The organism is Paractinoplanes deccanensis, assembly GCF_016862115.1.
Lineage (GTDB): Bacteria > Actinomycetota > Actinomycetes > Mycobacteriales > Micromonosporaceae > Actinoplanes > Actinoplanes deccanensis.
Window position 1 is genome coordinate 87,007 of record NZ_BOMI01000178.1, and the last position, 22,633, is coordinate 109,639.

Below are 22,633 nucleotides of genomic sequence, written 5' to 3' on the forward strand. Positions count from 1 at the left end.
CGGACGGGCGCACGGAATGCGGCCAAGGGCATGTTTGAACGCCGATCCGCTTAACCCGAAAGGGTCGCAACGCCCACGTTCGTGGGCGTTGCGAAGGCCCGTGCCGAAAGGAGGTGAGGGCGGCTCGTATACAGCGCGCTCGCACGTGTGATGACGCCAAGCGCGGTGTGGTTGTAGGTTCACCGTGCATTTCTTCCTCAGGATCGAGGACCACCGTGAAAGTTCTGATAACCGGCGGTGCCGGATACATCGGCAGCACGGTCGCCTCCGCTTGTGCCGATGCGGGCATTGCTCCGGTCGTATTGGACAATCTCGCTTCGGGCGACCTGCAATTCGTACGTCATCGCCGTTTCTATCGCGGTGACATCGCGGACCGGGCACTGCTGGACAAGATTTTCCGCGACCATCCCGACATCTTCGCCGTCGTGCATTGCGCGGCTCTGGTGGTGGTCGCGGAATCGTATGCCGATCCGCTCGCCTACTACCGGGAGAACGTGCTGAAGAGCGCCGCGCTGGTCGAGGGCGTGCTGCGCAACGGCTGCCGGCGGCTGATCTTCAGCTCGTCCGCCGCGATCTACGGCGGCGCCACCCGCGGCGAGATCGACGAGGCCGGCCCGATCGCGCCGTGCAGCCCGTACGCCCGCACCAAGGCGATGGTGGAGGACGTCCTGCGGGACATGTGCGCGGTCACCGGCATGCGGGCGATGTCGCTGCGCTATTTCAATCCCATCGGCGCCGACCCGCGCCTGCGCAGCGGGCCGTGCGCGACCCGGCCGTCGCACGCGCTGGGGCGCCTCATCAGGTCGGACACGTCGGGGGAGCCGTTCGTCATCACCGGCGTCGACTACCCGACCCGCGACGGCACCGGGCTGCGCGACTACGTGCACGTGTGGGACCTCGCCCGGGGCCACGTCGCCGCCCTGCGGCGTTTCGACCGGGTGCTGCCCCGGGGCTTCGAGGCGATCAACCTGGGCACCGGCGCCGGCGTGACCGTTCGCGAGATCATCACCGCGTACGAGGCCGAGGTGGGCCGGCGCGTGCCGGTCGTCGAGGCGCCGCGGCGGCCCGGTGACGTCGCGGGCGCGTACGCCTCCATTGCGAAAGCCGGTCATTTTTTGAATTGGCGTCCGTCGATGACGCTCACCGACGGAATCAGGTCCGCCATCCGGTGGAGCCGGCGGCCGGCACGGCGCCTACCCGAAAGAATTAAACCGATCGCGGTGAAGAGCGGCGACCAACGGCCCCTGTGCCGGGCGCCGGAATTGATTTAGCGTCTTTCTCGTTCCCCCCTTCCCCCGGTCAAGAGCTTGGAGAAATCCTGTGCCCAGCCCCAGTGTCACGGTTATTGTCCCGGCGCTCAACGAGGCGCTCAATCTGCCGCACGTCTTCGCCCGGATGCCTCAAGTGGACGAGGTCGTCCTGGTGGACGGCGGTTCGGTCGACGACACCGTCGCGGTCGCGAGACGCCTTCGCCCCGACATCAAAGTCGTGCGGCAGAACCGCAAAGGAAAGGGAAACGCACTCGCGTGCGGGTTCGCCGTCGCGACGTCCGATATCATCGTCATGATCGATGCCGACGGTTCGACCGATCCGGCCGAGATCCCGCGGTTCGTCGCGGCGCTGGTCAACGGCGCCGACTTCGCCAAGGGCTCCCGCTTCATGGCCAGCGCGGGCAGCGCCGACATCACCCCCTCGCGCAACCTGGGCAACAAGGGCTTCAACCTGCTCGTCAACACGCTGTTCGGCACCCGCTACACCGACCTGTGCTATGGCTACAACGCCTTCTGGACGCGCTGCCTGCCCGTCTTCGACCTCGACGTGACCACACCCCGGCCGCCCGGCGACGGGCGTCTCTGGGGTGACGGCTTCGAGATCGAGACCATCCTCAACCTGCGGGCGGCGCGAGCCAACCTGCGGGTCGCCGAGGTGCCCAGCTTCGAGCACCTCCGGCTGCACGGCTCGAGCAATCTCAGCGCTGTCAAGGACGGCATGCGCGTGCTGCGCACGATCGCCCGGGAATATCGCCGCTCCGGCCGGTCCACCCCTTCGCCGTACGCGGTGAGCGCGCCGCGCGCCGCCGGGTCGTGACCGAGGTGACCTACCGTCCGCCGGCACAGCGCACGCCGTACCCGATCACGGTGGTCATCTGCGCCTACACGATGGGGCGCTGGAGCGACCTCCGCGCCGCCGCCGCCTCGGTGGCGCGGCAGCTCAGCGACGATGACGAGCTCGTCATCGTCATCGATCACTGCCCGCCGCTGCTGCGGCTGGCCCTCGACGAGCTCCGTGGCTGCCGGGTGATCGCCAACGACGGCCGGCCGGGCCTGTCCGACGCCCGCAACACCGGGGTCGCCGCGAGCCGGGGCGACGTGGTCGCCTTCCTCGACGACGACGCCACCGCGAGGCCGGGCTGGCTGGAGAGCATCCGGGCGGCCTTCGCGCACGGCGACGTCGCCGTCACCGGCACGCGGGTCGAGCCGCGCTGGCAGGGCGACGCCGCTCCCCGCTGGTTCCCCGAGGAGTTCGGCTGGGTCGTGGGCTGCAGCTACCGGGGCCTGCCGACCCAGCGCCGGGCCGTGCGCAACCCGATCGGCGCCTCGATGGCCATCCGCCGTTCCTCCTTCGAGACCGTGGGCGGCTTCTCCCGCCTGGTGGGCCGGGTCGGCACGCTGCCGGTCGGCTGCGAGGAGACGGAGTTCTGCATCCGGCTGGCGAAGGCGTCGCCCGTCGCACGGATCGTGTTCGAGCCCGGCGCGGCGGTGGACCACTTCGTGCCCCGGCAGCGGCAGACGGTGAAGTACTTCCTGTCCCGGTGCTATCACGAGGGCCGTTCCAAGGCGGCGGTCGCGCGGCTCGGCGGCAGCCGGTCGGCCCTGTCGGCCGAGCGGCACTACGTGCGCTCGGTGTTGCCCCGCGCGGTGCTGCGCGCGCTGAACCCGGTCCTGCTGCGCCGGGAGCCGGTGGCCGCGCTGCGGGGAGCCGCGGTCGTCGCCGGTCTCGCGGCAACGGTCGCCGGGTACGTGGCCGGCTCGCGCACGCGCCGAGCACCGGCATGATCGTTCCCGTCCTGCTCTACCACTCGATCACCCCGCGCGGCGCGGCGGACGCCGACCGGTGGGCGGTGACCGAGGACCAGTTCCGCGCGGACATGCGGGCGGTGGCCGAGAGCGGCCGCGTGCCGCTGACCGCCGGCCGGCTCGGCGCCGGCCTGCGCGGCGAGGAACCCCTGCCGGAACGCCCGATCGCCCTGACCTTCGACGACGGGTTCGCCGACTTCGCCGATGTCGCGCTGCCCGTGCTCGACCGGGCCGGCCTGGCTGCCACGATCTTCGTCACGACCGGCTACCTGGGCCGGCCCGGCATGCTGTCGCGCCGGGCCCTGCGCGACGTCGCCGAGGTGCCGTCGGTGGAGATCGGCGCGCATTCGGTCACCCATCCGCACCTCGACGTGCTGTCGCCCGAGCCGGCGCGGCGCGAGGTCGTCGAGTCGCGGCAGGACCTCGAGGACGAGATCGGCCGGCCGGTGACGTCGTTCGCCTACCCGCACGGAAGCCACAGCGGCCGCACGAGAGCCCTGCTCGCGTCGGCGGGAGTGGTCGACGGCCACGCCGTGAAGAACGCCCTGTCGCACTCCCGCGACGACGACCTGGCGGTGGCCCGCTTCACGGTGCACCGCCGCACCGGCCGCGACCAGGTCCGGCGGGTCATCGACGGCTCGGGCGCGCCGATCGCGTGGCGCCGGGAACGGTGGCGGACTCGCGGTTACCGGCTGGTCCGCCGCGCCACCGAACGACTCGGCTGACGTTGCGCCGCAGCCCTGTGCGCCGCTGCCCCTCGTGCGCCGCCGCCCTCCTCGCTCGCCGCTCCCGTTCGCGTCTGGACGTTCGCTTATGGAAGCGAGCCGTTGCGGTATGGATCATCTCGGTGCGCTCGGGTGACATGGACTCATGAATCGCTCATGGGATGTTCTCGCCTCGGCCGCCGTCGTCGGGAGCGGGCTGCTCGCCGGCGTGTTCTTCGCCTTCTCGGCGTTCGTCATGAGCGGTCTGCGGCGGCTGCCGGAATCGGAGGGCGCCGCCGCCATGCGCTCGCTCAACGTGACCGCGCAGCGCCCGCCGCTCATGATCGCCCTCTTCGGCGTGTCCGCGCTGTCCGTCGCGGTCATCGTCCGGGCCGTGGCGACCTGGTCGCGCCCCGGTGCCGCCTGGCTGCTGGCCGGCGCGCTGCTGACCCTCATCGGGGCGGTCGGCGTCACGGCGGCGGTCAACGTACCGCTGAACAATCGCCTCGACGCGGGCGCGATCACCTGGTCGCGGTACCTGGCGGACTGGAACCCGGCGAATCACGTCCGGACCGTCCTCTGCCTGGCCGGCTGCGCCGTGCTGCTGGTCGGCGTGCTGCGCCGGTACTGAGCCGCCTGACCCGATCCGGACCTCTCCCTCGGTGCTCCCTCACCTGATCCGGATCTCGCCCTCGGTGCTCCCTCACCTGATCCGGATCTCTCCCTTGGCGCTCTCTCATGCGATCCGGATCTCTCCCTCGGCGACGATCAGGCCCGAGCCCGACAGCCGCACCCGGTCGCCCTCCACGTCCACGCGGAGGCGGCTCGGGCGGCCGAGGTGATGGCCCTGCTCGATGAACACCGGGGAGCCGGCGGGCACGCGTCCCGAGCGTGTGAGGGCGGCGGCGAGCGGACCTGCGGCCGTACCCGTGGCGGGGTCCTCGGCGATGCCCACGGTCGGGTTGAAGAAGCGGGTGTACGCGGCGGCGCCGTCGTCGCCCGCCGTGGTGTAGAGGTAGCAGCCCTCGCCGCCCGCCTCGGCCAGCAGCGCGGCGAGCTCGCGGCTCTGCGCGACGGCCGCGTCGACCGCCTCGCGGGTGGCGAGCGGCACGAGCAGGTGGCCCACGCCGGTGGACACGACCTGGGCGGTGGCGTCGGCGGCGAGGTGCCCGGGTGCGAGCCCGAGCGTGCCGGCCAGCCGCTCGCCGTCGGTGACCTGCTTGCCGAACTCGGGGGCGGCCTGGTCCATGACGATGCGGACCGGCTCACCCGGCACCCGCAGGATCTCGACGGGCAGAACCTCGGCGCCGATCCGCTGGCGCATCGTCACGGCCGGCTGGTCACCGGTGAGCCCCTGCTCGGCCAGCCACAGCCAGGCGCCGAGCGCGTTGTGCCCGGCCCCGTCGACCTCCACCCCGGCCGGGGTGAACGAGCGCAGGCGCCAGTCGACGCCCTCGTCCGGGTCTCGCATCAGGAACGTCGTCTCCGACTGGTTGAACTCGCGGGCGATGGCCCGCATCTGCGGCACGGTGATCTCGTCGGCGCCGGGCACGAGCGCCAGCGGGTTGCCGGTCAGCGGGCGGTCGGCGAAGACATCGACGAAGAAGAAGCGCGTCATGGCCCCCATCCTGGTCCAGATCGGACCGGCGTGGCACGTTCCAGGGATTCAAAGCCGGCGCGATCTCCCTAGCGTGAGTGCGTACCAAGATCCACGCGCTCGTCCACGGGGAACCACAGATGATCAGTAGAAGAGGAATCCTGCTGGCGGCGGCCGCGGCCGGCGCCGGGACGCTCGCCGGCTGCGGTCCGGCCCGGCGGACGGTCGTCGCTCCGGCATCCTCAGCGCCGCCGGCGCCGTCCGCACGGCCGGCCGCGTCGCCGGCCCAGCCCCGGCTGATCGGTGACGGCAGCACCAGCGACACCGGACCGCAGCCGCACCAGCCCGTCGCCCGCGCCTTGGCACCCGGCGAGGAACCCCCGCAGTTCGTCGTGTTCTCCTGGGACGGCTCCGGCCGGGCCGACCTGTTCACCCGCTTCCGCGAGCTCGCGGCCGAGCTGCACGGCACCATGACGTTCTTCCTGACCGGCCTCTACACCCTGCCGAAGTCCAAGCGCATGCTCTACAAGCCGCCGCGCCACCCGGTCGGCGCCTCCGCCATCGGCTGGTTCTCCGACCGTTCGGTGCACGGCACCATCGGCCAGCTCGGCCCCGCCTGGCTCGCCGGCAACGAGATCGGCACCCACTTCAACGGCCACTTCTGCGGCCCCGGCGGCGTCGAGAGATGGTCACCGGCCGACTGGGACAGCGAGATCGACCAGGCCTTGTCGTTCGTCCGGAACTGGCGCACCAACACCGGTTTCACCGACCTGCCGCCGCTGCCGTTCGACTACGCCAAGGAACTGATCGGCGGCCGGACCCCCTGCCTGGAGGGGCAGAAGAACCTGCTCAAGGCTTCCCGGGTGCGGAAGTGGAAGTACGACAGCTCCGGAACCGGCACCCAGGTCTGGCCACGGCAGTGGAAGAACGGCCTCTGGCAGGTGCCGATGCAGAGCATCCCGTTCCCGGGGCACAGCTTCGAGGTCATCTCGATGGACTACAACATCATGTTCAACCAGTCGAAGACCCCGCACGGCGACCCGGCGATGCACCCGAAGTGGAAGGCTCAGGCCAGGGACGCTTACCTGGCGGGTTTCCGGCGCGCTTACCACGGCAACCGGGCGCCCCTGATCATCGGCAACCACTTCGAGAACTGGAACCGGGGCATCTACATGGACGCGGTGAGCGAGGCGGCCCGCGCCATGGCCCAGCATCCGAACGTGAGGTTCGTGTCCTTCCGGCAGTTGGTGGCCTGGTTGGAGGCCCAGAACGACGCTGTCCTCGAAAGGCTGCGCGCTCTGCCGGTAGGCCGCGCACCTCGGGGCGGCTGGGCCGAGTATCTGGTCCCGGCCTGACACGGCGGCCGCTCCCGTTACCGCCGGCTGTCCAGCACGTGGATGTCGATCGGCTCGTGTCCGTTGAGGTAGAGCACGTAACCCGCATCGTCATCGGACAGCAGGTCCACCGGCACCACCTCGAGAACATGGTCCGGCCGCGGTAGAAATCCGAAGTCGGCCGGCGGCTCGTACTTCTCGATGCCCGTTATCTTCACTTCTGTCGGCGGGATCCCCACGAAGCACGGATCGCCGGCTCGCAGTGTCGAGGGATCAGGCTCCAGCCGCCACGGCGTGTTGCCCCAATCGTAGGCATCGGGGTCGCGTGAGAAACCCATGGTGCCATCCCACGAATTCGCCGATTCCTCATCGACCTCCCGCCACGGCCATGCGACGAGCACCCGCAGGGTGGTTGTGCGCGCGACCCGGGTGTCGAACGCTTCCGCCGAGATCATCAGCCGGTCGCCCACTGTGTAACCGAGTGCTTCGGTCAGCTTGACGCTTTCCAACTACCAGCCTTCCTGCCAGAAGTACGAGAACGGTGTCTTGTCCGCCCGTCCACCAAAGTACCCAGCGCCGCCGAACCTCATGCCGTTGCTGTTGAGCAGCGGGTAGCAGGTATCGCGACAGATATTTCGTGAGGTACCGCCGAAACCTACAATTTCGTCATCTCCAAGATTGTTGAGGATGGTCTGCTCGGCGTGACCCCTACCTCGGATGAACTTCTCATTCGCGTCGAGTGTCCAGCCGTTCGGCATATCGCCATCGCCATTGATGGCGATGTGGTGGGTCCATTGTCCCGTAGTCTTGTTGTAAACGCCGATCACGGAAGTTGTCCCGTGGTTCGCGGCGTTCGGATAGTCGTCACGCAGGCTTTGCAGGCTTTCCGCTCGATCGCGCGCCAGCTTTGCGTCGTTTTCTACCGGTGCGCCACAGTTGTGGACGAGAACGGGTTCGTTGCCGGCGAGGACGTAGTACGTGTGGATCTGGTCGACCGTGAGGTCGTGCATGGCGCGGGCGCCGGTGAAGTTGCGCTTGTCCAGCACCGTTGTGCGGCCGTTGGGGGCGTGCAGTTCGGTGGCGGGCCGCAGGGTGCCGGCGTCCTCCCAGGTTGCGGTGGTGGAGTTCCAGATCTCGTGGTGCTGGGTGGTGTGGACGACGGCCTGCTTGCCGTCCTTCGTGCGCACGGTCAGGTCGGTCAGGGCGCGGTCGTGGTTGACGTGCACCGCGGTGACCTTGCGGGCGCCGGTCAGGCCGCTTGCCGGGTCGGTGGTGCGGACCTGGTCGCCCACCTTGATGTCCTTGATGGGCTTGGTGGAGCCGTCGGCCATCAGGACCCGGGTGGTGGGGGCGAAGCTGTTGCCCTTGCAGGAACGGCCGGGGCTCGGCGCGGTCAGGGTGCCCTGGGGTGCGGAGCTGAGGCCGGCGGGTTTCGCCGGGGCGGGCGTCGGCCGGGACAGGTCCTGGCCTCGGGGCAGGTCGCCGCCGGGGCCGCCCGTGGTGTTCGCCGGGGTGGGGCCGCCCTTGCCCGGGTTGCCGCGCTTGCCCGGCAGGCCGGGCATGACGGCGTCGCTGAAGCCGGCGAGCAGCGCGTCCTTGGGGTTGATCGTGCCGGTGGAGATGAGCTGGGAGGCCGCGTCGCCGACGCTCGACGAGATCGCCTCGCTGCCGCGGTTCGTGGCCGCGCGGCGGAACATCGTGGAGGAGGCCTTGGTTATCAGCGAGCCGCCGAAGCGGGCGATGATTTTGCCGCCGAAACGGTCCGTCAGGCCGGTGATAGCGCCCGTGCCCAGCGATTGGAAGGCGTCACCGTAGTTCTTGACGTCGCCCTGGGCGGCGTCCTTGGCGAGGTTGATGATCGCGGCGGTGCCTACCACGCACAGGGCGATGGCTGTTCCTCCGGACAGCAGGGTGCAGGCCGAGCCGGCGGCGATGGCCGTGACGAAGGCGGCCACCTCGATGATGGTGTCGGTGTTCTCCTTGGCCCATTCGTAGCCGTCACGGGCCGCCCCGACCGGGTCGGTCACCACCCTGGTCGTCGTGGTGACGACCGCCTTGCCGGTCTGCTTGCCCTTGTCGATGACCTTCTTGGTGTATTCCTCGGCTTTGGCGGCCGTCTTCGCGACGAACTTGCCGACGGCCACGCCGGCGGCCAGGACCTTGCCGGTGAAGGCCTTGATCTTCTTGACGAGGGGAGGCTCGACCGGCTGCGGCGGGGGAAGGAACCAGCGCTTGATCGACTCCTTCCAGGCCCGGGCTATCCGGCCGGGGGCATCGATCGGCAGGTGGCCGGTGGGGTCGGTCGCGAGCAGCGGCGAGTTGTCGCCGTAGGCGAACCTGTTTGCCGAGACCGGGTTGGGCACCGGGCTGACCGCGACCGAGTCGCGGGTGTCGAACTGGCCGGTGTCCGGGTTGTACCAGCGGGACAGCATGTTGACGCGGCCCGTGTTGCTGTCCGTCCACTCCTGCTGGTAGCCGAGCGAGCCGCCCATGCCGCTGGTGTTCAGGACCTTGCCGAGCGGGTCGTACGTGGTGGAGCCGGTCAGCGTGGCGCCGGTGCCGGTGAACTGGCCGACCTGGTCGGTGTGCTGGTCGGTCCACGAGTAGCGGGCCGCGCCGCCGCTCACGGTGCCGAACAGGTCGTCGGACGGGTCGCGGACATAGGTGGAGACGCCGTCGGAGGCCAGCGTGTTGCCGAGGCCGGAGTAGCTGAAGCCGGCGCGCAGCACCCGGCCGAAGGCGTCGTAGCCGTACGTCTGGCCCTGCTGGTTGATGATCTGGCCGAAGGCGTCGGCCCGGGTCTGCGTGGTGACGCCGGCCTTGACGGTGCCGGCCAGGGTGCCGCGTGCGGTGTAGGTGAACTGGGTGCCGTCGCTGGACGACGTGAGCTGGTCGCGCTCGTCGTACGCCAGGGTGCGGTTGCCGATCTTCGTGCGGTTGCCGGCGGCGTCGTACTCGTAGGCGACCTTGGTGACGCCGTTGTCCCAGGAGGTGAGCTGGCCGGCCAGGTCGTAGGTGTAGCTGTTCTCGGTCGTGCCGCCGAAGCCGGTGGTGGTCTTGTCGGTCAGGTTGCCCGCGACGTCGTACAGGTAGTCGATCGCGGCGACCTCGGCCCCGCCAGGGGTGTGCATCTGGTCGCGGGAGAGGCGGCGGAAGTCGTCGTACTCGAAGGTGCGCGTGTTGCCGCCGGCGTAGCGGATGGTGGTGGGCTGCGACAGCGAGTTGTAGCCGAACGACGCGGACAGGCCCGCCGCGGCGTTCGCCACCGTGCCGAGGCGGCCGGCGGAGTCGTAGGTGTACGAGGTGGTGCCCGCCGCGTCGGCGCGGGACGCCGGCTTGCCGTCGGGGCTGTAGGCGAAGGTGGCGGCGCCGGACGGGCCGGTGGTGGTGCGCAGCAGGTTGCGGTCGTCGTACGTGAAGGAGTTGGTGCCGCCGGGGGCGGAGGCCGAGGTGATCCGGCCGTCGGCGTCGTAGCCGAAGACCCGGTCGGTGGTGGCGGCCTCCGCGCCGGTGCCGCTGCGCTTGATCAGGTTGCCGGCGGCGTCGTACTCGAACGCGGTGCTGACGTTGCCCGGCGAGCGGTCGGCGACCGGCCGGCCCGCCGCGTCGTACACGCGGGTGAAGGTGCGGTCGATGGCCGCGGGGTACCTGGTCGTCGCCGGCTCGATCAGCGATTCGGGCAGGTTCAGGCTGTTGTACGTGGTGACGAACGAGTGGCCGCGCCCGTTGGTGTAGCGGGTGCGGTTGCCGAGCACGTCGTAGCCGAAGCTCGTCTGGATCGCCTGGGCCGCCGACACCGGCTGCCGCAGCGAGGTGAGCTGCCCGGCCGCGTCATAGGCGTACGTGGTGCGGGTGCCCCGCTCGTCGACCGTCGCCGTGGTGTGACCGGCGAGGTCGTACTCGGCGAACGTGCCGGCCAGATAGTCCCCGCCGGGCGCGAGCTCCCACGTCTCGACCGGCCGGCTCGCCTTGTCGAAGGCGACGCCCAGCTCGGTGCCGTTCGGCAGGATCGTGACGTCCTGCCGGCCCAGACCGTCGTAGTAGAGCTTGGTCACGGCGTTCGCGCCGTCGGTGCTGGTGACCACCTGGCCGACCGCGTTGAAGGTGCGCGAGGCGGTCACCCCGGCGGGGGAGCGCTTCGAGGCCGCCCAGCCGCCGGGCGCGTACCCGTAGTGGGTCGTGTAGTGGGTGTTGTCCTGCCGGACCACGTCGGTGCTGGTGAGCGTCCGGCCCAGGTAGTCGTAGGTGGCGGTGCTGACCGAGCCGCTCGGCGCGGTGGTGGAGAGCCGGTCGCCGACCAGGTCGTAGGTGTGCTTGGTGACCGCGCCGCCCGGCTCGGTCAGGGTGACCATCCGGCCGAGCTGGTCGTAGGCGTAGCCGGTGGTGCGCTGGAGGGGGTCGGTGACGGTGCGCAGCCGGCCCATCTCGTCGTAGGAGCGCGTCATCCGGGGGACGACCGCCGTGCTGGCGCCCGGCGGCTGGTAGCTGTCGAGGCGGGACTCGGTGAGCCGGCCGGCGGTGTCGTAGACGTGCGCCGTGCGGTGGCCGGCCGCGTCGCGCTCGTCGACGGCGTTGCCGAACGTGTTGTAGCCGGTGGTGCTGGTGGCCCGGCCGCGGACCGGGGTGCCGCCGGCCGTCTCGTTCGCGGTGGCCGGCCGGGTCACCACGGCGAGGCGATCCCCCTCGTCGTACGTGTAGTCGGTGGTGTCGCCGTTGGGCCCGGTGGCGGCGCGGACGAGACCGCCCTCGTCGACCCGGTACGAGGTGCGCACCACCCGGGCGTCGCCGCCGGGACCGCTGCCGTCGCGCACCGCGGTGACCTCGGAGCCGGTCAGCGCCTTCTGGTAGAGCTGGACGTCGTCGACCTGGCCCTGCCAGAAGTCGGTGACGGTGCCGTTCCACCGGCCGGCACCGACGGTCGTGCCGCCGGAGGAGGCGAACGGGCGGGCGCCGCCGTCGGTGTCCTGGAGCGAGCCGTTGACGTAGAGCCGCATCGTCTGCGCGCTCGCGTCGTAGACGCCGGCCAGGTGCGTCCAGGTGCCGGTGGCCGGCACCGACGTCGAGGTGGAGGCGACCGCGCCGGGCGCGGCAGTGTCGAACTGGCTGGTGATGAACTGCCAGCGGTTCGCGGTGGCGTCGTAGCGCAGCTGGAACGGGCTCTGCTTGGTGCCGTCGGCGCTGACCGCCTGGCCGGTCCGGCCGGTGGCGGCGAGCTTCACCCAGGCCGCGACGGTGAAGCTGCGGCTGCTGTCGACCGGGCTGGCCGCGCTGGTCAGCCGCCCGTCGGTGCCGTTGAGCACGGCGGCGCCGCCGCGCTCGGCCGAGAAGGTGACGCCGGGAGCCGGGCTCAGCGCGCCGTTGCCCACGTCGTCGGCGGCGCGGCCGTCGGCGAGCCCGTCGAGCCGCCAGCGCGCGGCGCGGTCCGCCCCGGCCAGCCACAGCGCCTCGGAGATCTGGTTGCCGGCGGCGTCGTACGCGTAGCTCAGCCGCTCCTCGACCGCGCCGGTGCCGGCCCGCCGGTTGGTGGCGAGCAGCGCGTCGTCGTCGCTGTACTCGTACTGGGTGACCCGGTTGACGCCGGACGGGTCCAGGGCCGACGAGGTGGTGCGCCCGGCGGCGTCGACGGTGTGCGTGGTGAGCGTGACGCCGTTGTTGGTCTTCTGCGAGACCAGGTTGCCGGCGCCGTCGTACGCGTTCTCCTCCTCGACGAACGACGCGCCGGTGGCCGGGTCGCGGCGGGTGATCGTGGCGGTCAGGCCGTTGTCGGTGTACGTGTACGACGTCAACCAGTTCATCGCGTCGATGTCGGAGGCCAGGCGCCCCGCCGGGTCGTACGTCTTGGTCTCGAGCACGAGGTCGCGCGGCGGTGACGGGTTGTTCGGGTCGCCGGTCCAGCCGAGCTTGGTGGTGCTGGTCAGCTGACCGTTGACGTCGTAGCCGTTGCGGACCACCCCGCCGTCCGGCTCGGCCTCGGTGACGATGTTGCCGAGCACGTCGTACGTGTAGCGGGTCTCGTTGCCGGAGGTGTCGGTCACGGTCGACACCTGGCCGTGCTCGTTGTGGGCGTAGCGGACCGTGCGGGGCGCGTCGCCGCCGGTCTTGTCGATGGCGGTCTGCTCGACCAGGAAGCCGTCCGGGTCGTACGCCATCGAGGTGGACGCGGTGTGCACCACACCGGTGACCTTGTTGGTGACCGGCGGCTCGACCATCCAGACCATGCGGCTCAGCGCGTCGTAGCCGTAATAGGTGGTGAGCCCGCCCGGGAAGCTCGACGTCGTCTCGGTCTGATCGGTCAGCCGCCCGGCGAGGTCGTAGACGTACGACGTCACCTTGCCGGTGGGCTCGGTGACGGACGCGACGTCGCCGTTGCTGTAGTAGGCCACGCTGCGGCGGGCGCCGCCCGGCGTGGTGACCGAGGTGGGCAGGCCGGCCGGCACGAGGCCGCCGCCGACCGCCGCGCCGGTGCCGTCGGAGTACGCGGTCCGGGTGACCCGGCCGAGCGGGTCGGTGACCGCCGTCCGGTTGCCCTTCGCGTCGTACGTCATCGTGGTCAGATAGCGGTTGTCGGAGGCCGACGAGGACCGCCCGTCGCGCACGGTCAGCAGGACGTCGTTGCGGGGGTCGGGGGTGAGCACCGTCGACGTGGCGTCCGGGTAATAGGTGTAGTAGACGGTGGAGCACCGTCCGGCGGACCGGTCCTGGCAGGTGGTGGTGGAGACGACGTTGCCCCGGACGTCGTGCTCCTCGGTGGTGACGTGGCCGTTGGGATCGGTGACGGTGCGCAGGAAGCCGCCGGTGTCGTACCCGAAGCGGGTGGTCTTGCCGAGCGCGTCGGTGGAGGAGACCTTGCGGTCCTCGGGCAGCTCGTAGACGTCGGTGAGCCACTTGCCGTTCGGGTCGGTGGTGATCACCGTCTTGACCGGCTGCCCGGCCGACTTGGCGCGGGCCGCGAACTGGTCGGCGGCCTGCCCGGCGGACAGCTCCGAGCGGTAGTAGGCGAACTCGGCGAGCGATCCGGGGAAGAAGCCGTTGGTGGTGTCGGCGGTCGCGGACGGCCAGCCGAGGGTGGTGCCGGCGCCGATGTACGCGTGCACGGCGGTGGTCTGCTCCACCGCCCGGCCGGCGGTGCCGACCTTCGCGCCGTCGAGGTAGAGCGTCTGGCTCCCGGAGCCCGCCGCCAGCGCCACGTGGTGCCACTGGCCGTCGTTGACCGTGCCGCCGGTGGTGATCGGGGCGGCGCCGTCGCAGTAGCAGAACTGGCCGCGCAGCTTGCCGTCGGCGCCGACGTAGAGCGCCGGCACCCAGTTGTCGGTCTCCTCGTCCGGGTCGTTCCAGATCTCGTGCGACTGGAACGAGTAGAGCACCCCGCCGGTGCTCGCGCCCGCGTCCATCTTGAACCACAGACTCACCGAGACCGGGCCGCCGGCGGGGACGTTCTCGCCGGTGAGGCCGACGTGCGACGCCTCGCCGTCGAAGTGGGCGACCGGGTCGTCGAACGGCCCGCCGGTCGTGCCCAGACCGACGTAGCTGTACCAGGACGGGTTGCCGATCACCTGGTTGACCGGCTGCCAGGTGCCCGAGTCGGCGAAGCGCCAGTAGTCGGTGGGCCGGGCGTTGAGCACGCTCGCCTGGTACATCTTGCTGGAGCCGGAGACGCTGGGCTTGCCCAGCCGCCACACGCCGCCGTTGGTGTCGGTGACCGTCTCCACCGTGCCGTCCACCCGGTCGTAACCGATGCGGGTGGTGGCGTTGCCGGACGGGCGCAGGGTGGCGATCACCGGGTGCGAGTCGGTGGTGCCCGCGCGATGCATGGTGGCGATCTCTTCGGCGGTCAGCGGCCGGTCGAACCGGGCGGCCTCGGCGAGCCAGCCCTTGAAGAAGCTCGGCGCGGCCGTCGCCGAGGGCTGGTCCGGCCAGCCGCCGCCGGTGAAGCCGGCGCCGAGGTAGCGCCGGCTGCTGCCGGTCAGCCCGGCGATGCTCACCGCCGCGGTCTTGGTGCCCACCTCGGCGCCGTCGAGGTAGAGCCACTGCTTGCCGCCGCCGGCGACCAGCGCCACGTGGTGCCATGTGCCGTCGTTGACCGCGCCGGTGGTGGCGATCGTGGTGGTGGTGCCGGTCCAGAAGCCGCCGTGCAGCCGTCCGCTGCCGCCGATGTAGAGGGCGGGCGTGTAGTGGCTGCTGGTGGTGGCCTTGGTGATCGGGTCGGCGGAGTAGCCGAACAGGACCCCGCCGTCGCCGGGGTTCGCCCGGAACCACAGGGCCACCGACTGCACGCCGGTGGCGGCGTCGAGCTTGGCGGGCAGCTCCACCCGCGACGAGGTGCCGTTGAAGCCGGCCGAGGTGGCCGTGGCGCCCACCAGCGGGCCCGGCTGGCCGAGGGTGACGTCGGTGTACCCGGCGTTGTCGACACCCTGGTTCGCGTGGACCGCGCTGACCGCCGTGCCGCCGGACGCCTCGGTCATCCGCCAGTACGACGACGGGCCCGCGTTCGCCACGATCGACGGGTGCTGCGAGGCGGACGTGTGCTGATAGACGGTGCACTTGTTGTCGTTGTCGGGCGGGCAGACCTGGCTCAGCTCGTCGTCCGGGCCGTAGTGGTAGGTGTGCGTGAAGCTGCTCTCCGGGTCGTCCGGGTCGAGCCGCTCGGTGCTGACGTAGAGCACGTGCCAGCGGCCGGAGCCGGTCTGCGCCCAGTCGATCCACAGGCGGCGACCGGACGCCGCCGTCACCGACTCGGCGCGGCCGCCGGCGTACTGGAAGGTCAGGGCCCGGTTCTGCACGTCGGTGATGGCGGTGACCCGGTACTGCCCGGAGCCGGCCGACAGGGTGAACGTGTACGCGGTGCCGTCCTTGTCGACCAGCCGGTAGCCGCCGCTGACCGCGGTGAACGTGGCGAACCGGCCGGTCGGCGGGACGTACGCGCCGTCCGGGTTGCGGCCGAAGCCCACCTCCTGCCCGTTCGGGTAGGTCACCACGACGCCCTGGAGGGCACCCGCGCGGTCGCGCACCTCGGTGGCCTTGGCGTCCAGGATGCTCGACCATCCGGCGCCGAAAGCGGTGTCCCGGCGTACGTCCAGAGTGTTGTAGAAACGCTCCAGCGCCAGCGAGGGACCGACCGTCGGCACGGTGAGGTCGGTGACGGTGGTGGTGTAGTTGCGGGTCTTCGGGTCGAAGCCGCGCCCGCCGTTCTGCGACAGCCCGGTGGTGACCAGCGGCTGCGGGAAGCGCGGTTGCAGGCCGTGCAGCTGCTGCGAGGTGCTGGTGGCCGAGCCGTCGCTCGCGCTGACCGTCCAGGCGTAGGTCTTGCCCCAGCGCAGCACCCCAGCCGGCACGGTCCAGCCGCGCGCGGCGACGGCGCCGGACTGGGCGACGACCGCGCCGGCGGCGTCGTAGACGGTGAACGAGTAGCGGATGGCGGAGGGCCCGCCGTCCGGGTCGCTCGCGGCGGCCAGCAACTCCGGCGTCAGCGTCGGCACCGGCGCGCCGCTCGCCGGATATTGCGCGTCGATCTGCGGCGCGACGTTGGCGGCGAAGTCGGCCGCACCGACGGCCCGCGGCGAGGTCGATTTCTTGACCGTGCGCTTCTCGGGCACGTCCGGCGGCAGCGCCCCGATGCCCTTGCCGGGAGCCCGCCCCGCGCCACCGTCTGCCGTCGTCGCGCTCGCCGGCGCCGGTGCGGCGCGCAACGGCCCGCCGTCGCGCTGCTGCGGCAGCCCTTGCCGGGACCTGTCCGGCGCCGGATCGGGGGCCCGCAGATGCTCGCCGAGCGACGCCAGCATCGCGAACAGGGACGGCCCGCGTTCCAGCTCCCCGGCCAGTTGCAGCGGCACGGCCCCGCTGACGGTGAGCGACACCGACGCGAGCAAGCTCAGGATTCGTCGTCCGGCGGCCATGGCACTCCGTCCCCATCGGTCATGCGCCGCACTCTGCGGACCGTGCACAGTGGAGCAGCGGCGGTGACCGTCCGGCTACCGGCCGAGCCGGTCCGCACTGTCCGGAACAGGCCCGAACGCTCCGGACGGGTCCACCGGGGTGGCGTAGATCGATTAAGGTGCATGTCGTGGTCCGACAGCCGAGCACCGCGGAAGACTTCGTCGCCGAGCTGCGCCGCCTCCGTGCGCAGGCCGGCGATCCGTCGTTCCGGCAGCTCTCCCGGATCGCCCAGAGGCGCAGCACCGACGCGCCCGGCGAGGGCCGGATGGACCCGCTGCCGCCGAGCACCACCTCCGAGGTGCTGTCCGGCAAGCGGCTGCCCCGCCTGCCCCGGCTCGAGTTCGTCGAGTCGTACGTGGCGGCGTGCCTGAGCGCGAGCGGCGTCGGCGAGCCCGAGATCGCCGCCGAGGTGGCCCGGTGGCGCGACCTGTGGCGGTCGCTGGCGACCCCGCTGGAGGAGCCGGCGGACACCGCGCCGGCGGACCGGCCGTCGCCGCGCCGTCCCCGGGCCCTGCTGCCGCTGATGGCGGTCGTCTTCGCCGCGGGCCTCGGCGCCGGCATCGTGGGCACCCTGGGATGGACGGGCCGCCAGCTGCCGACGGCCGACGCGGCGATCGAACGGCCCACCACCGAGGCGCCCGACGTCTGCCTGCCCGTGGGAGCGGCGCTGCCGGCGGGTGAGGACGTGCTCCGGCTGCCGCCCGAGGGGGAGAAGGCCGGCTCCTGGTGGGTGAACGAGTCCGGCACCGCCACGCTGACCACCGACGGCCGGCAGTTCGAGGCGGACGTCACCGCGGGCACCTCACGCCCCGGCGACGTCATCATCGTCAAGGGCGACGTCACGCTGGTGGAGGGCCGCACATACGCCCTGGCCTTCACCGCCACCGCCGACCGCGACACCACCATCCGGGTGCGCGTGCAGGACAGCCGGCCGCCGGCCTACCACCCGTCGTACGACCGCGAGCTGTCCGTCAGCCGGGACGCCTGCGTGCACCTCTACAAGTTCGCCGCCGCCCGCACCAGCGCCCACTCGGAGCTGACCTTCCAGGTCGGCGGCCGCACCGAGGACTTCCACCTGCGCATCCGGGACGCGTCCCTGGTCGCGCTGCCCGCCTGACCCGCGCGGGTTAGCCTTCGGTCATGAGCCATGCGACGCCGCTCGGTGACTTCTGCGAGCCCGGCGCGAGGCCCTCAAACCCCAGGACGTGGGCTTGCCGGAGTACGGCCGCCGCCGGGTGCCGGGCCTGCGCCGCGAAGAGGTCGCGCTGCTCGCCGGGGTCAGCGCCGACTATTACGTACGCCTCGAGCAGGGCCGTGAGACGCACCCCTCGCCGCAGGTCGTCGCCGCGGTGGCGCTGGCGCTGCGCCTGGACGCCGAAGCCACCGGCCACCTGCACCGGTTGTGCCTCGACGACACGCAGCGCCCCGGGCACCCTCGCGACGAGACGGTCAGCGCCCAGTTGCTCCGGCTGATGGACGGGTGGGCGAGCACGCCGGCTTTCATCGTCGGGCCCGCCCTCGACGTCCTGGCGGCCAACTCCCTCGCCGTGGCGTTGCACAGCGGCTTCGCCCGGTTCGACAACCTGGCCCGGATGGTGTTCGCCGACCTCGCGGGCCGCGGCTTCTATCGTGACTGGGACCGGGCAGCGCGCAGCTGTGTCGCCGAGATACGTGCCGCCTACGGCTTCGATCCCGGCTCGGCGCGGATCGCCGTGGTCGTCGGTGAGCTGTCGTCGGCGAGCGACGACTTCGCCCGCCTGTGGCGGCTGCACGAGGTCAAGGGCAAGTCGCTGGACGTCAAGCACGTGCGGCACCCCGACGTGGGCGACCTGCACATCGAGTACGCGGCCTTCACGGTCAACGGCAACCCGCACCAGCAGCTCGTGGTCTACCAGGCCGCACCGGCAACGCCCACCGCGGCGGCGTTCGAGCGGCTGCGGACGACCCCGGCCTTCAGGCGGTCGGAGGCGATCAGTCCTGGGAGTGACGCACCCAGGCAACCGGCCGGCGAGGCGGCGACCATGGGGTGGTGCGACTCGATCGACTCGCTGCCGTGATGGTGTTGGCGATCTCCGCGTTCGGATGTTCGTCCGCGGGGTCGTCGTCTGCAGGGGAGAGCATGCTTTTCAAGGACATTCAGGTGTACGAGGGGTCCGGCACCGTGGTCACCGACGTTGCGGTGGCCGACGGCAGGGTCGGCCGGGCCGGCGTGGGCGGTGAGGTTGTCGACGGCCGGGGGCTCGGGATGGTCGCCGTCGTGCCGGCGCCCGACGGGCGGGGCCATGTGGTCGGTGCCGTGGCGGCCGGGAGGCCGGCGGATCTGCTCGTGGTGCCGCAGCGTGTCATGCCGCGGCTCGGGACGCCGTGGTGGCGGGTCATCGTCGGCCGGGATGACGTGCGGGCGCTGGTGAGCGGCGGGCGGATCGTCGTGCGGGACGGGGAGCCCGTCGAGCGGCCCGCGGACGCCGGTGGCGCGCGGACCGGGGTCTGGGTGGACCGTGCGGACTGGCTGCATCAGGAGCTGCTGCCGCACGGACGGTACGACGAGACGCGTGGCGGGCGCCGGCACGCGTACACCGGGCGGTACTGGGTCGACGGGGACCGGATCGACTACCTCGACGACACCGGGTTCTACGCCTTCGGCGACTTCATCGGCGACGAGCTCCACCACGCCGAGTTCGTCATGCGCCGGCGCTAAGAACTCCTAGCTCTTTGGTGTGGGCGGCGCCGGCAGATCAGCACGCAGCCGAGTTCGAGCAGAATTTGGAGCCCGGCCGGCCGCGGTCTACTGGACTCCGGCCGGTTTTGGGCCGCCCGTGAGCGCCCGCACATGGCTCGAGTCCACAGCCGCCCGGGACAGGTCGAGTTTGCCGGCCGCCCGCAGCTCGGCCAGCAGGAGCTCGTGCAGGCGTTGCCAGACACCGGCGTTGTTCCCATCACGCGGCCGGCGCCAGCAGGTCATGCCGCAGCCGAAGCCGAGCTCGTTGGGTAGCCATTCCCAGCGGATGCCGGTGAACAGGACAAACAGAGATCAAGTCATGCCGATGCGCCCGATTGAGTCAGGAGTTCTGAGGCGACGCCCCGCCCGGCTTGGGCGGGGCGCCGGTGACCTGGTGGATCAGTCGGTGCCGGACTCCATGGCGGCCTGGTCGAGCAGGTCGCCGTCGGCGGGGACGGCGCCGCGGGAGGCGATCTCTTCGGCGCCGCCGGCGGGGAGGGCGCCGACCAGGCCCTGGGGGCTGCCGACCATGCCGAGGCGGGCGTACTGCTCCAGCTTGGCGCGGGAGTCGGCGATGTCGAGGTTGCGCATCGTCAGCTGGCCGATGCGGTCGGCGGGGGCGAACGCGGGCGTCTCGGTGCGCTCCATCGACAGCTTGTCGGGGTGGTAGCTGAACGCCGGGCCGGTGGTGTCGATGACCGAGTAGTCGTCGCCGCGGCGCAGGCGCAGGGTGACCTCGCCGGTGATCGCGTTGCCGACCCAGCGCTGGAGGGACTCGCGCAGCATGAGCGCCTGCGGGTCGAGCCAGCGGCCCTCATACATCAGCCGGCCCAGCTTGCGGCCCTCGGTGTGGTAGCTGGCCACCGTGTCCTCGTTGTGGATGGCGTTGACCAGCCGCTCGTAGGCGATGTGCAGCAACGCCATGCCGGGCGCCTCGTAGATGCCGCGGCTCTTGGCCTCGATGATCCGATTTTCGATCTGGTCGGACATGCCGAGGCCGTGCCGGCCGCCGATCGCGTTGGCCTCGAGGACCAGGTCGACCGCCGAGCCGAACTCCTTGCCGTTGATCGTCACGGGACGGCCCTCGACGAAGCCGACGGTCACGTCCTCGGTCGCGATCGCCACCTCGGGGTCCCAGAACCGGACGCCCATGATCGGGTCGACGATCTCGATGCCGGCGTTGAGGTGCTCGAGCGACTTGGCCTCGTGGGTGGCGCCCCAGATGTTGGCGTCGGTCGAGTAGGCCTTTTCGACAGGGTCGCGGTAGGGCAGGTCGTGGGCGAGCAGCCACTCGCTCATCTCGGTGCGGCCGCCCAGCTCGGCGACGAAGGTCTTGTCGAGCCACGGCTTGTAGATGCGCAGCGACGGGTTGGCGAGCAGGCCGTAGCGGTAGAAGCGCTCGATGTCGTTGCCCTTGAACGTCGAGCCGTCGCCCCAGATCTGCACCTGGTCCTCGAGCATGGCCCGCACGAGCAGCGTGCCGGTGACGGCGCGGCCCAGCGGCGTGGTGTTGAAGTAGGTGCGGCCGCCGGAGCGGATGTGGAACGCGCCGCAGGCCAGGGCGGCGAGCCCCTCCTCGACGAGGGCGGACCGGCAGTCGACGAGCCGGGCCAGCTCGGCGCCGTAGGCGATCGCGCGGTCCGGCACGGAGGTCACGTCGGGCTCGTCGTACTGCCCGATCTCGGCGGTGTAGGCGCACGGGACGGCGCCCTTCTCACGCATCCAGGCGACCGCGACCGACGTGTCGAGGCCACCGGAGAAGGCGATGCCGACGCGTTCGCCGACCGGGAGGGAGGACAGAACCTTAGTCACGACAAGGATTATGCACTACGGCGTATTTTCATGCAAAGAGGCCCGCAGTCGATCCAGGTCGGGCGTCAAGGCCTCCCGGACCTGCGCGTACAGCCGCTCGGTGAGCTCGTGCCCGGCCGGCGTGAGAAACACGTCGACGGCTCGGCGGTCGTGCGGGTTCTTGTCGCGCGCCAGGAGCCCTCGGCGCTCGGCGCGGTCGATCAGGCCCGACATCGTCGACTTGTCCAGGCCCAGGTAGGCGGCGAGCTCGGTCACCCGGGGGCGCCGGTCGCGCAGGATGCCGAAGACCCGGAGCTGGGTGAGCGACAGGTCGTTCTCCGCGCCGATGCGGGTCAGCACGCCCGTCACGTGGAAGGTGGCCTGCACGAGGGCGTCCATGAAGTCGTCGGAGCTCATGGCCCGAGACTAGTTGACATTGTTTGTGTTACCAACCATCCTGGAGTTAGTTGGTAATACGAACTATCTCTTCCGGAGGTTGTCATGCACGCTGCCGTCCTGTCCGAGATCGGCGCCCCGCCCGCCTACCGCACCCACGCCGAGCCCGTCGCGGCGAACGACGGCGAGATGGTCGTGGAGGTGCTCGCGGCCGCCCTGCACCACCTGACCCGGGCCAAGGCCACCGGCGCGCACTACAGCAGCACCGGAGCGCTGCCGTTGGTGCCCGGCGCCGACGCCGTCGTGCGCGACCCGGCCGGCCGGCTGCGCTACGCGGCGCTCGACGACACGAAGCTCGGGACGTTCGCCGACCGCACCGTCATCGACGTGCGCCGCAGCGTCGTGCTGCCGGACGGCGTCGATCCCGTGCGGATCGCCGCCGCGATGAACCCGGGCATGTCCTCGTGGATCGCGCTGCGCCGCCGCGTCGCCTTCACCCCGGGGCAGCGCGTGCTGGTCATCGGCGCCACCGGCAACGCCGGGCGCATGGCGGTGCAGATCGCGAAGCTGTTCGGCGCCGCGCACGTGATCGCCGCCGGGCGGGACGCGAAGCGCCTGGCCGCGCTGCCGGCCCTGGGCGCGGACGAGACCTGCACGTTCGACCGGATCGACCGGGCCGCGGACGTCGACGTCGTCCTCGACTTCGTGTGGGGCGCGCCCGCCGCCGACGCCATGATCCCGATGCTCACCGCGCGCGCCGACCGGTCCGCGCCGCTGACCTGGATCCAGATCGGGTCGATGGCCGGCGCGACGGCGCCGATCCCGTCGGTCGCGCTGCGCTCGTCCCGGCTCCAGATCGTCGGCAGCGGCATCGGCTCCGTCCCCGCCCGCGACATCATCGAGGAGCTGCCGGGGCTCGCGGCGGCGGTGGCCGAGGGCGCGATCGACGTACGGGCCCGGGCCGTGCCGCTCGCCGAGGTCGCGCGGGCGTGGACCGCGGACACCGACGAGCGGATCGTCCTGGTGCCGTAGAGAAGGCGTGCCGTAGAGAAGGCGTGCCGTAGAGAAGGCGTGCCGTAGAG

15 protein-coding genes and 1 pseudogene are annotated in these 22,633 nt (G+C 71.4%); 10 read left to right on the forward strand and 6 right to left on the reverse strand.

Annotation, left to right across the window (positions count from 1 at the left end; genetic code table 11):
• The first annotated feature begins 113 nt into the window (after positions 1–113).
• The 5 genes from galE to Ade02nite_RS42495 all read left to right on the forward strand — a co-directional run bounded on the left by galE (position 114) and on the right by Ade02nite_RS42495 (position 4,412).
• Positions 114–1,271 carry a UDP-glucose 4-epimerase GalE gene (gene galE / locus Ade02nite_RS42475; RefSeq protein ID WP_239169447.1) on the forward strand — a complete coding sequence of 386 codons (1,158 nt, stop codon included), beginning with the start codon at positions 114–116 and terminating at the stop codon, positions 1,269–1,271.
• 49 nt (positions 1,272–1,320) lie between these two features.
• Positions 1,321–2,088 carry a glycosyltransferase family 2 protein gene (locus Ade02nite_RS42480; protein ID WP_239169448.1) on the forward strand — a complete coding sequence of 256 codons (768 nt, stop codon included), beginning with the start codon at positions 1,321–1,323 and terminating at the stop codon, positions 2,086–2,088.
• A 5-nt stretch (positions 2,089–2,093) separates the two neighbouring features.
• Positions 2,094–3,056: a glycosyltransferase family 2 protein gene (locus Ade02nite_RS42485; RefSeq protein ID WP_203776468.1), complete on the forward strand. Its 963-nt coding sequence runs from the start codon at positions 2,094–2,096 to the stop codon at positions 3,054–3,056.
• Complete coding sequence (locus Ade02nite_RS42490; RefSeq protein ID WP_203776470.1) at positions 3,053–3,802, forward strand: polysaccharide deacetylase family protein; 750 nt, start codon at positions 3,053–3,055, stop codon at positions 3,800–3,802. Before Ade02nite_RS42485 ends, Ade02nite_RS42490 begins: the two co-directional genes overlap by 4 nt.
• A 145-nt stretch (positions 3,803–3,947) precedes the next feature.
• Positions 3,948–4,412, forward strand: coding sequence for an anthrone oxygenase family protein (locus Ade02nite_RS42495; protein ID WP_203776472.1), 465 nt, complete (start codon positions 3,948–3,950; stop codon positions 4,410–4,412).
• A gap of 105 nt (positions 4,413–4,517) precedes the next feature.
• Here Ade02nite_RS42495 and Ade02nite_RS42500 read toward each other — a convergent pair whose 3' ends face one another.
• On the reverse strand, positions 4,518–5,399 hold the full coding sequence (locus Ade02nite_RS42500; protein ID WP_203776474.1) for a PhzF family phenazine biosynthesis protein: 882 nt from the start codon (positions 5,397–5,399) through the stop codon (positions 4,518–4,520).
• Between the two features lie 119 nt (positions 5,400–5,518).
• Here Ade02nite_RS42500 and Ade02nite_RS42505 point away from each other — a divergent pair, with 119 nt between their 5' ends.
• Complete coding sequence (locus tag Ade02nite_RS42505) at positions 5,519–6,733, forward strand: polysaccharide deacetylase family protein (RefSeq protein WP_203776476.1); 1,215 nt, start codon at positions 5,519–5,521, stop codon at positions 6,731–6,733.
• Between the two features lie 17 nt (positions 6,734–6,750).
• Here the strand turns inward: Ade02nite_RS42505 and Ade02nite_RS42510 are convergent, their stop codons facing one another.
• Positions 6,751–7,221 (reverse strand): hypothetical protein, encoded by a 471-nt coding sequence (locus Ade02nite_RS42510; protein WP_203776478.1) that lies wholly within the window; start codon positions 7,219–7,221, stop codon positions 6,751–6,753.
• The gene (locus Ade02nite_RS42515; RefSeq protein ID WP_203776480.1) at positions 7,222–16,605 is read right to left on the reverse strand and encodes a LamG-like jellyroll fold domain-containing protein; all 9,384 of its coding nucleotides are present in this window, start codon (positions 16,603–16,605) and stop codon (positions 7,222–7,224) included.
• Positions 16,606–16,772: 167 nt separating this feature from the next.
• Here Ade02nite_RS42515 and Ade02nite_RS50510 point away from each other — a divergent pair, with 167 nt between their 5' ends.
• The 3 genes from Ade02nite_RS50510 (at position 16,773) to Ade02nite_RS49960 (ending at position 19,343) form a co-directional block, all read left to right on the forward strand.
• Positions 16,773–17,762, forward strand: a complete 990-nt coding sequence (locus Ade02nite_RS50510) for a carbohydrate binding domain-containing protein (RefSeq protein ID WP_203776482.1) — start codon at positions 16,773–16,775, stop codon at positions 17,760–17,762.
• Positions 17,763–17,850: 88 nt separating this feature from the next.
• Positions 17,851–18,702 carry a helix-turn-helix domain-containing protein gene (locus tag Ade02nite_RS42525; protein ID WP_239169449.1) on the forward strand — a complete coding sequence of 284 codons (852 nt, stop codon included), beginning with the start codon at positions 17,851–17,853 and terminating at the stop codon, positions 18,700–18,702.
• 62 nt (positions 18,703–18,764) lie between these two features.
• Positions 18,765–19,343 (forward strand): Atu4866 domain-containing protein, encoded by a 579-nt coding sequence (locus Ade02nite_RS49960; protein WP_239169450.1) that lies wholly within the window; start codon positions 18,765–18,767, stop codon positions 19,341–19,343.
• 64 nt (positions 19,344–19,407) lie between these two features.
• On the opposite strand, the pseudogene Ade02nite_RS42535 reads toward Ade02nite_RS49960, so the two are convergent.
• The 3 genes and pseudogenes from Ade02nite_RS42535 to Ade02nite_RS42545 form a co-directional block, all read right to left on the reverse strand.
• Positions 19,408–19,673: pseudogene (locus tag Ade02nite_RS42535) on the reverse strand (IS5/IS1182 family transposase); the annotation flags it as partial.
• A gap of 90 nt (positions 19,674–19,763) precedes the next feature.
• Positions 19,764–21,176, reverse strand: a complete 1,413-nt coding sequence (gene argG, locus Ade02nite_RS42540; protein WP_203776484.1) for an argininosuccinate synthase — start codon at positions 21,174–21,176, stop codon at positions 19,764–19,766.
• A gap of 15 nt (positions 21,177–21,191) precedes the next feature.
• On the reverse strand, positions 21,192–21,572 hold the full coding sequence (locus Ade02nite_RS42545) for a MarR family winged helix-turn-helix transcriptional regulator (protein ID WP_203776486.1): 381 nt from the start codon (positions 21,570–21,572) through the stop codon (positions 21,192–21,194).
• Between the two features lie 84 nt (positions 21,573–21,656).
• Between Ade02nite_RS42545 and Ade02nite_RS42550 the strand changes: the two genes are divergently transcribed.
• Positions 21,657–22,583, forward strand: a complete 927-nt coding sequence (locus Ade02nite_RS42550; protein ID WP_203776488.1) for a quinone oxidoreductase family protein — start codon at positions 21,657–21,659, stop codon at positions 22,581–22,583.
• Positions 22,584–22,633 lie beyond the last annotated feature (50 nt).

Coding starts and splice junctions, on each gene's coding strand:
- Ade02nite_RS42515 (WP_203776480.1), bottom strand. CDS start 16,605: ATGGCCGCCGGACGACGAATCCTGAGCTTGCTCGCGTCGGTGTCGCTC.
- Ade02nite_RS42545 (WP_203776486.1), bottom strand. CDS start 21,572: ATGAGCTCCGACGACTTCATGGACGCCCTCGTGCAGGCCACCTTCCAC.
- Ade02nite_RS42550 (WP_203776488.1), top strand. CDS start 21,657: ATGCACGCTGCCGTCCTGTCCGAGATCGGCGCCCCGCCCGCCTACCGC.
- Ade02nite_RS42505 (WP_203776476.1), top strand. CDS start 5,519: ATGATCAGTAGAAGAGGAATCCTGCTGGCGGCGGCCGCGGCCGGCGCC.
- Ade02nite_RS49960 (WP_239169450.1), top strand. CDS start 18,765: ATGCTTTTCAAGGACATTCAGGTGTACGAGGGGTCCGGCACCGTGGTC.
- Ade02nite_RS42495 (WP_203776472.1), top strand. CDS start 3,948: ATGAATCGCTCATGGGATGTTCTCGCCTCGGCCGCCGTCGTCGGGAGC.
- Ade02nite_RS42500 (WP_203776474.1), bottom strand. CDS start 5,399: ATGACGCGCTTCTTCTTCGTCGATGTCTTCGCCGACCGCCCGCTGACC.
- Ade02nite_RS42490 (WP_203776470.1), top strand. CDS start 3,053: ATGATCGTTCCCGTCCTGCTCTACCACTCGATCACCCCGCGCGGCGCG.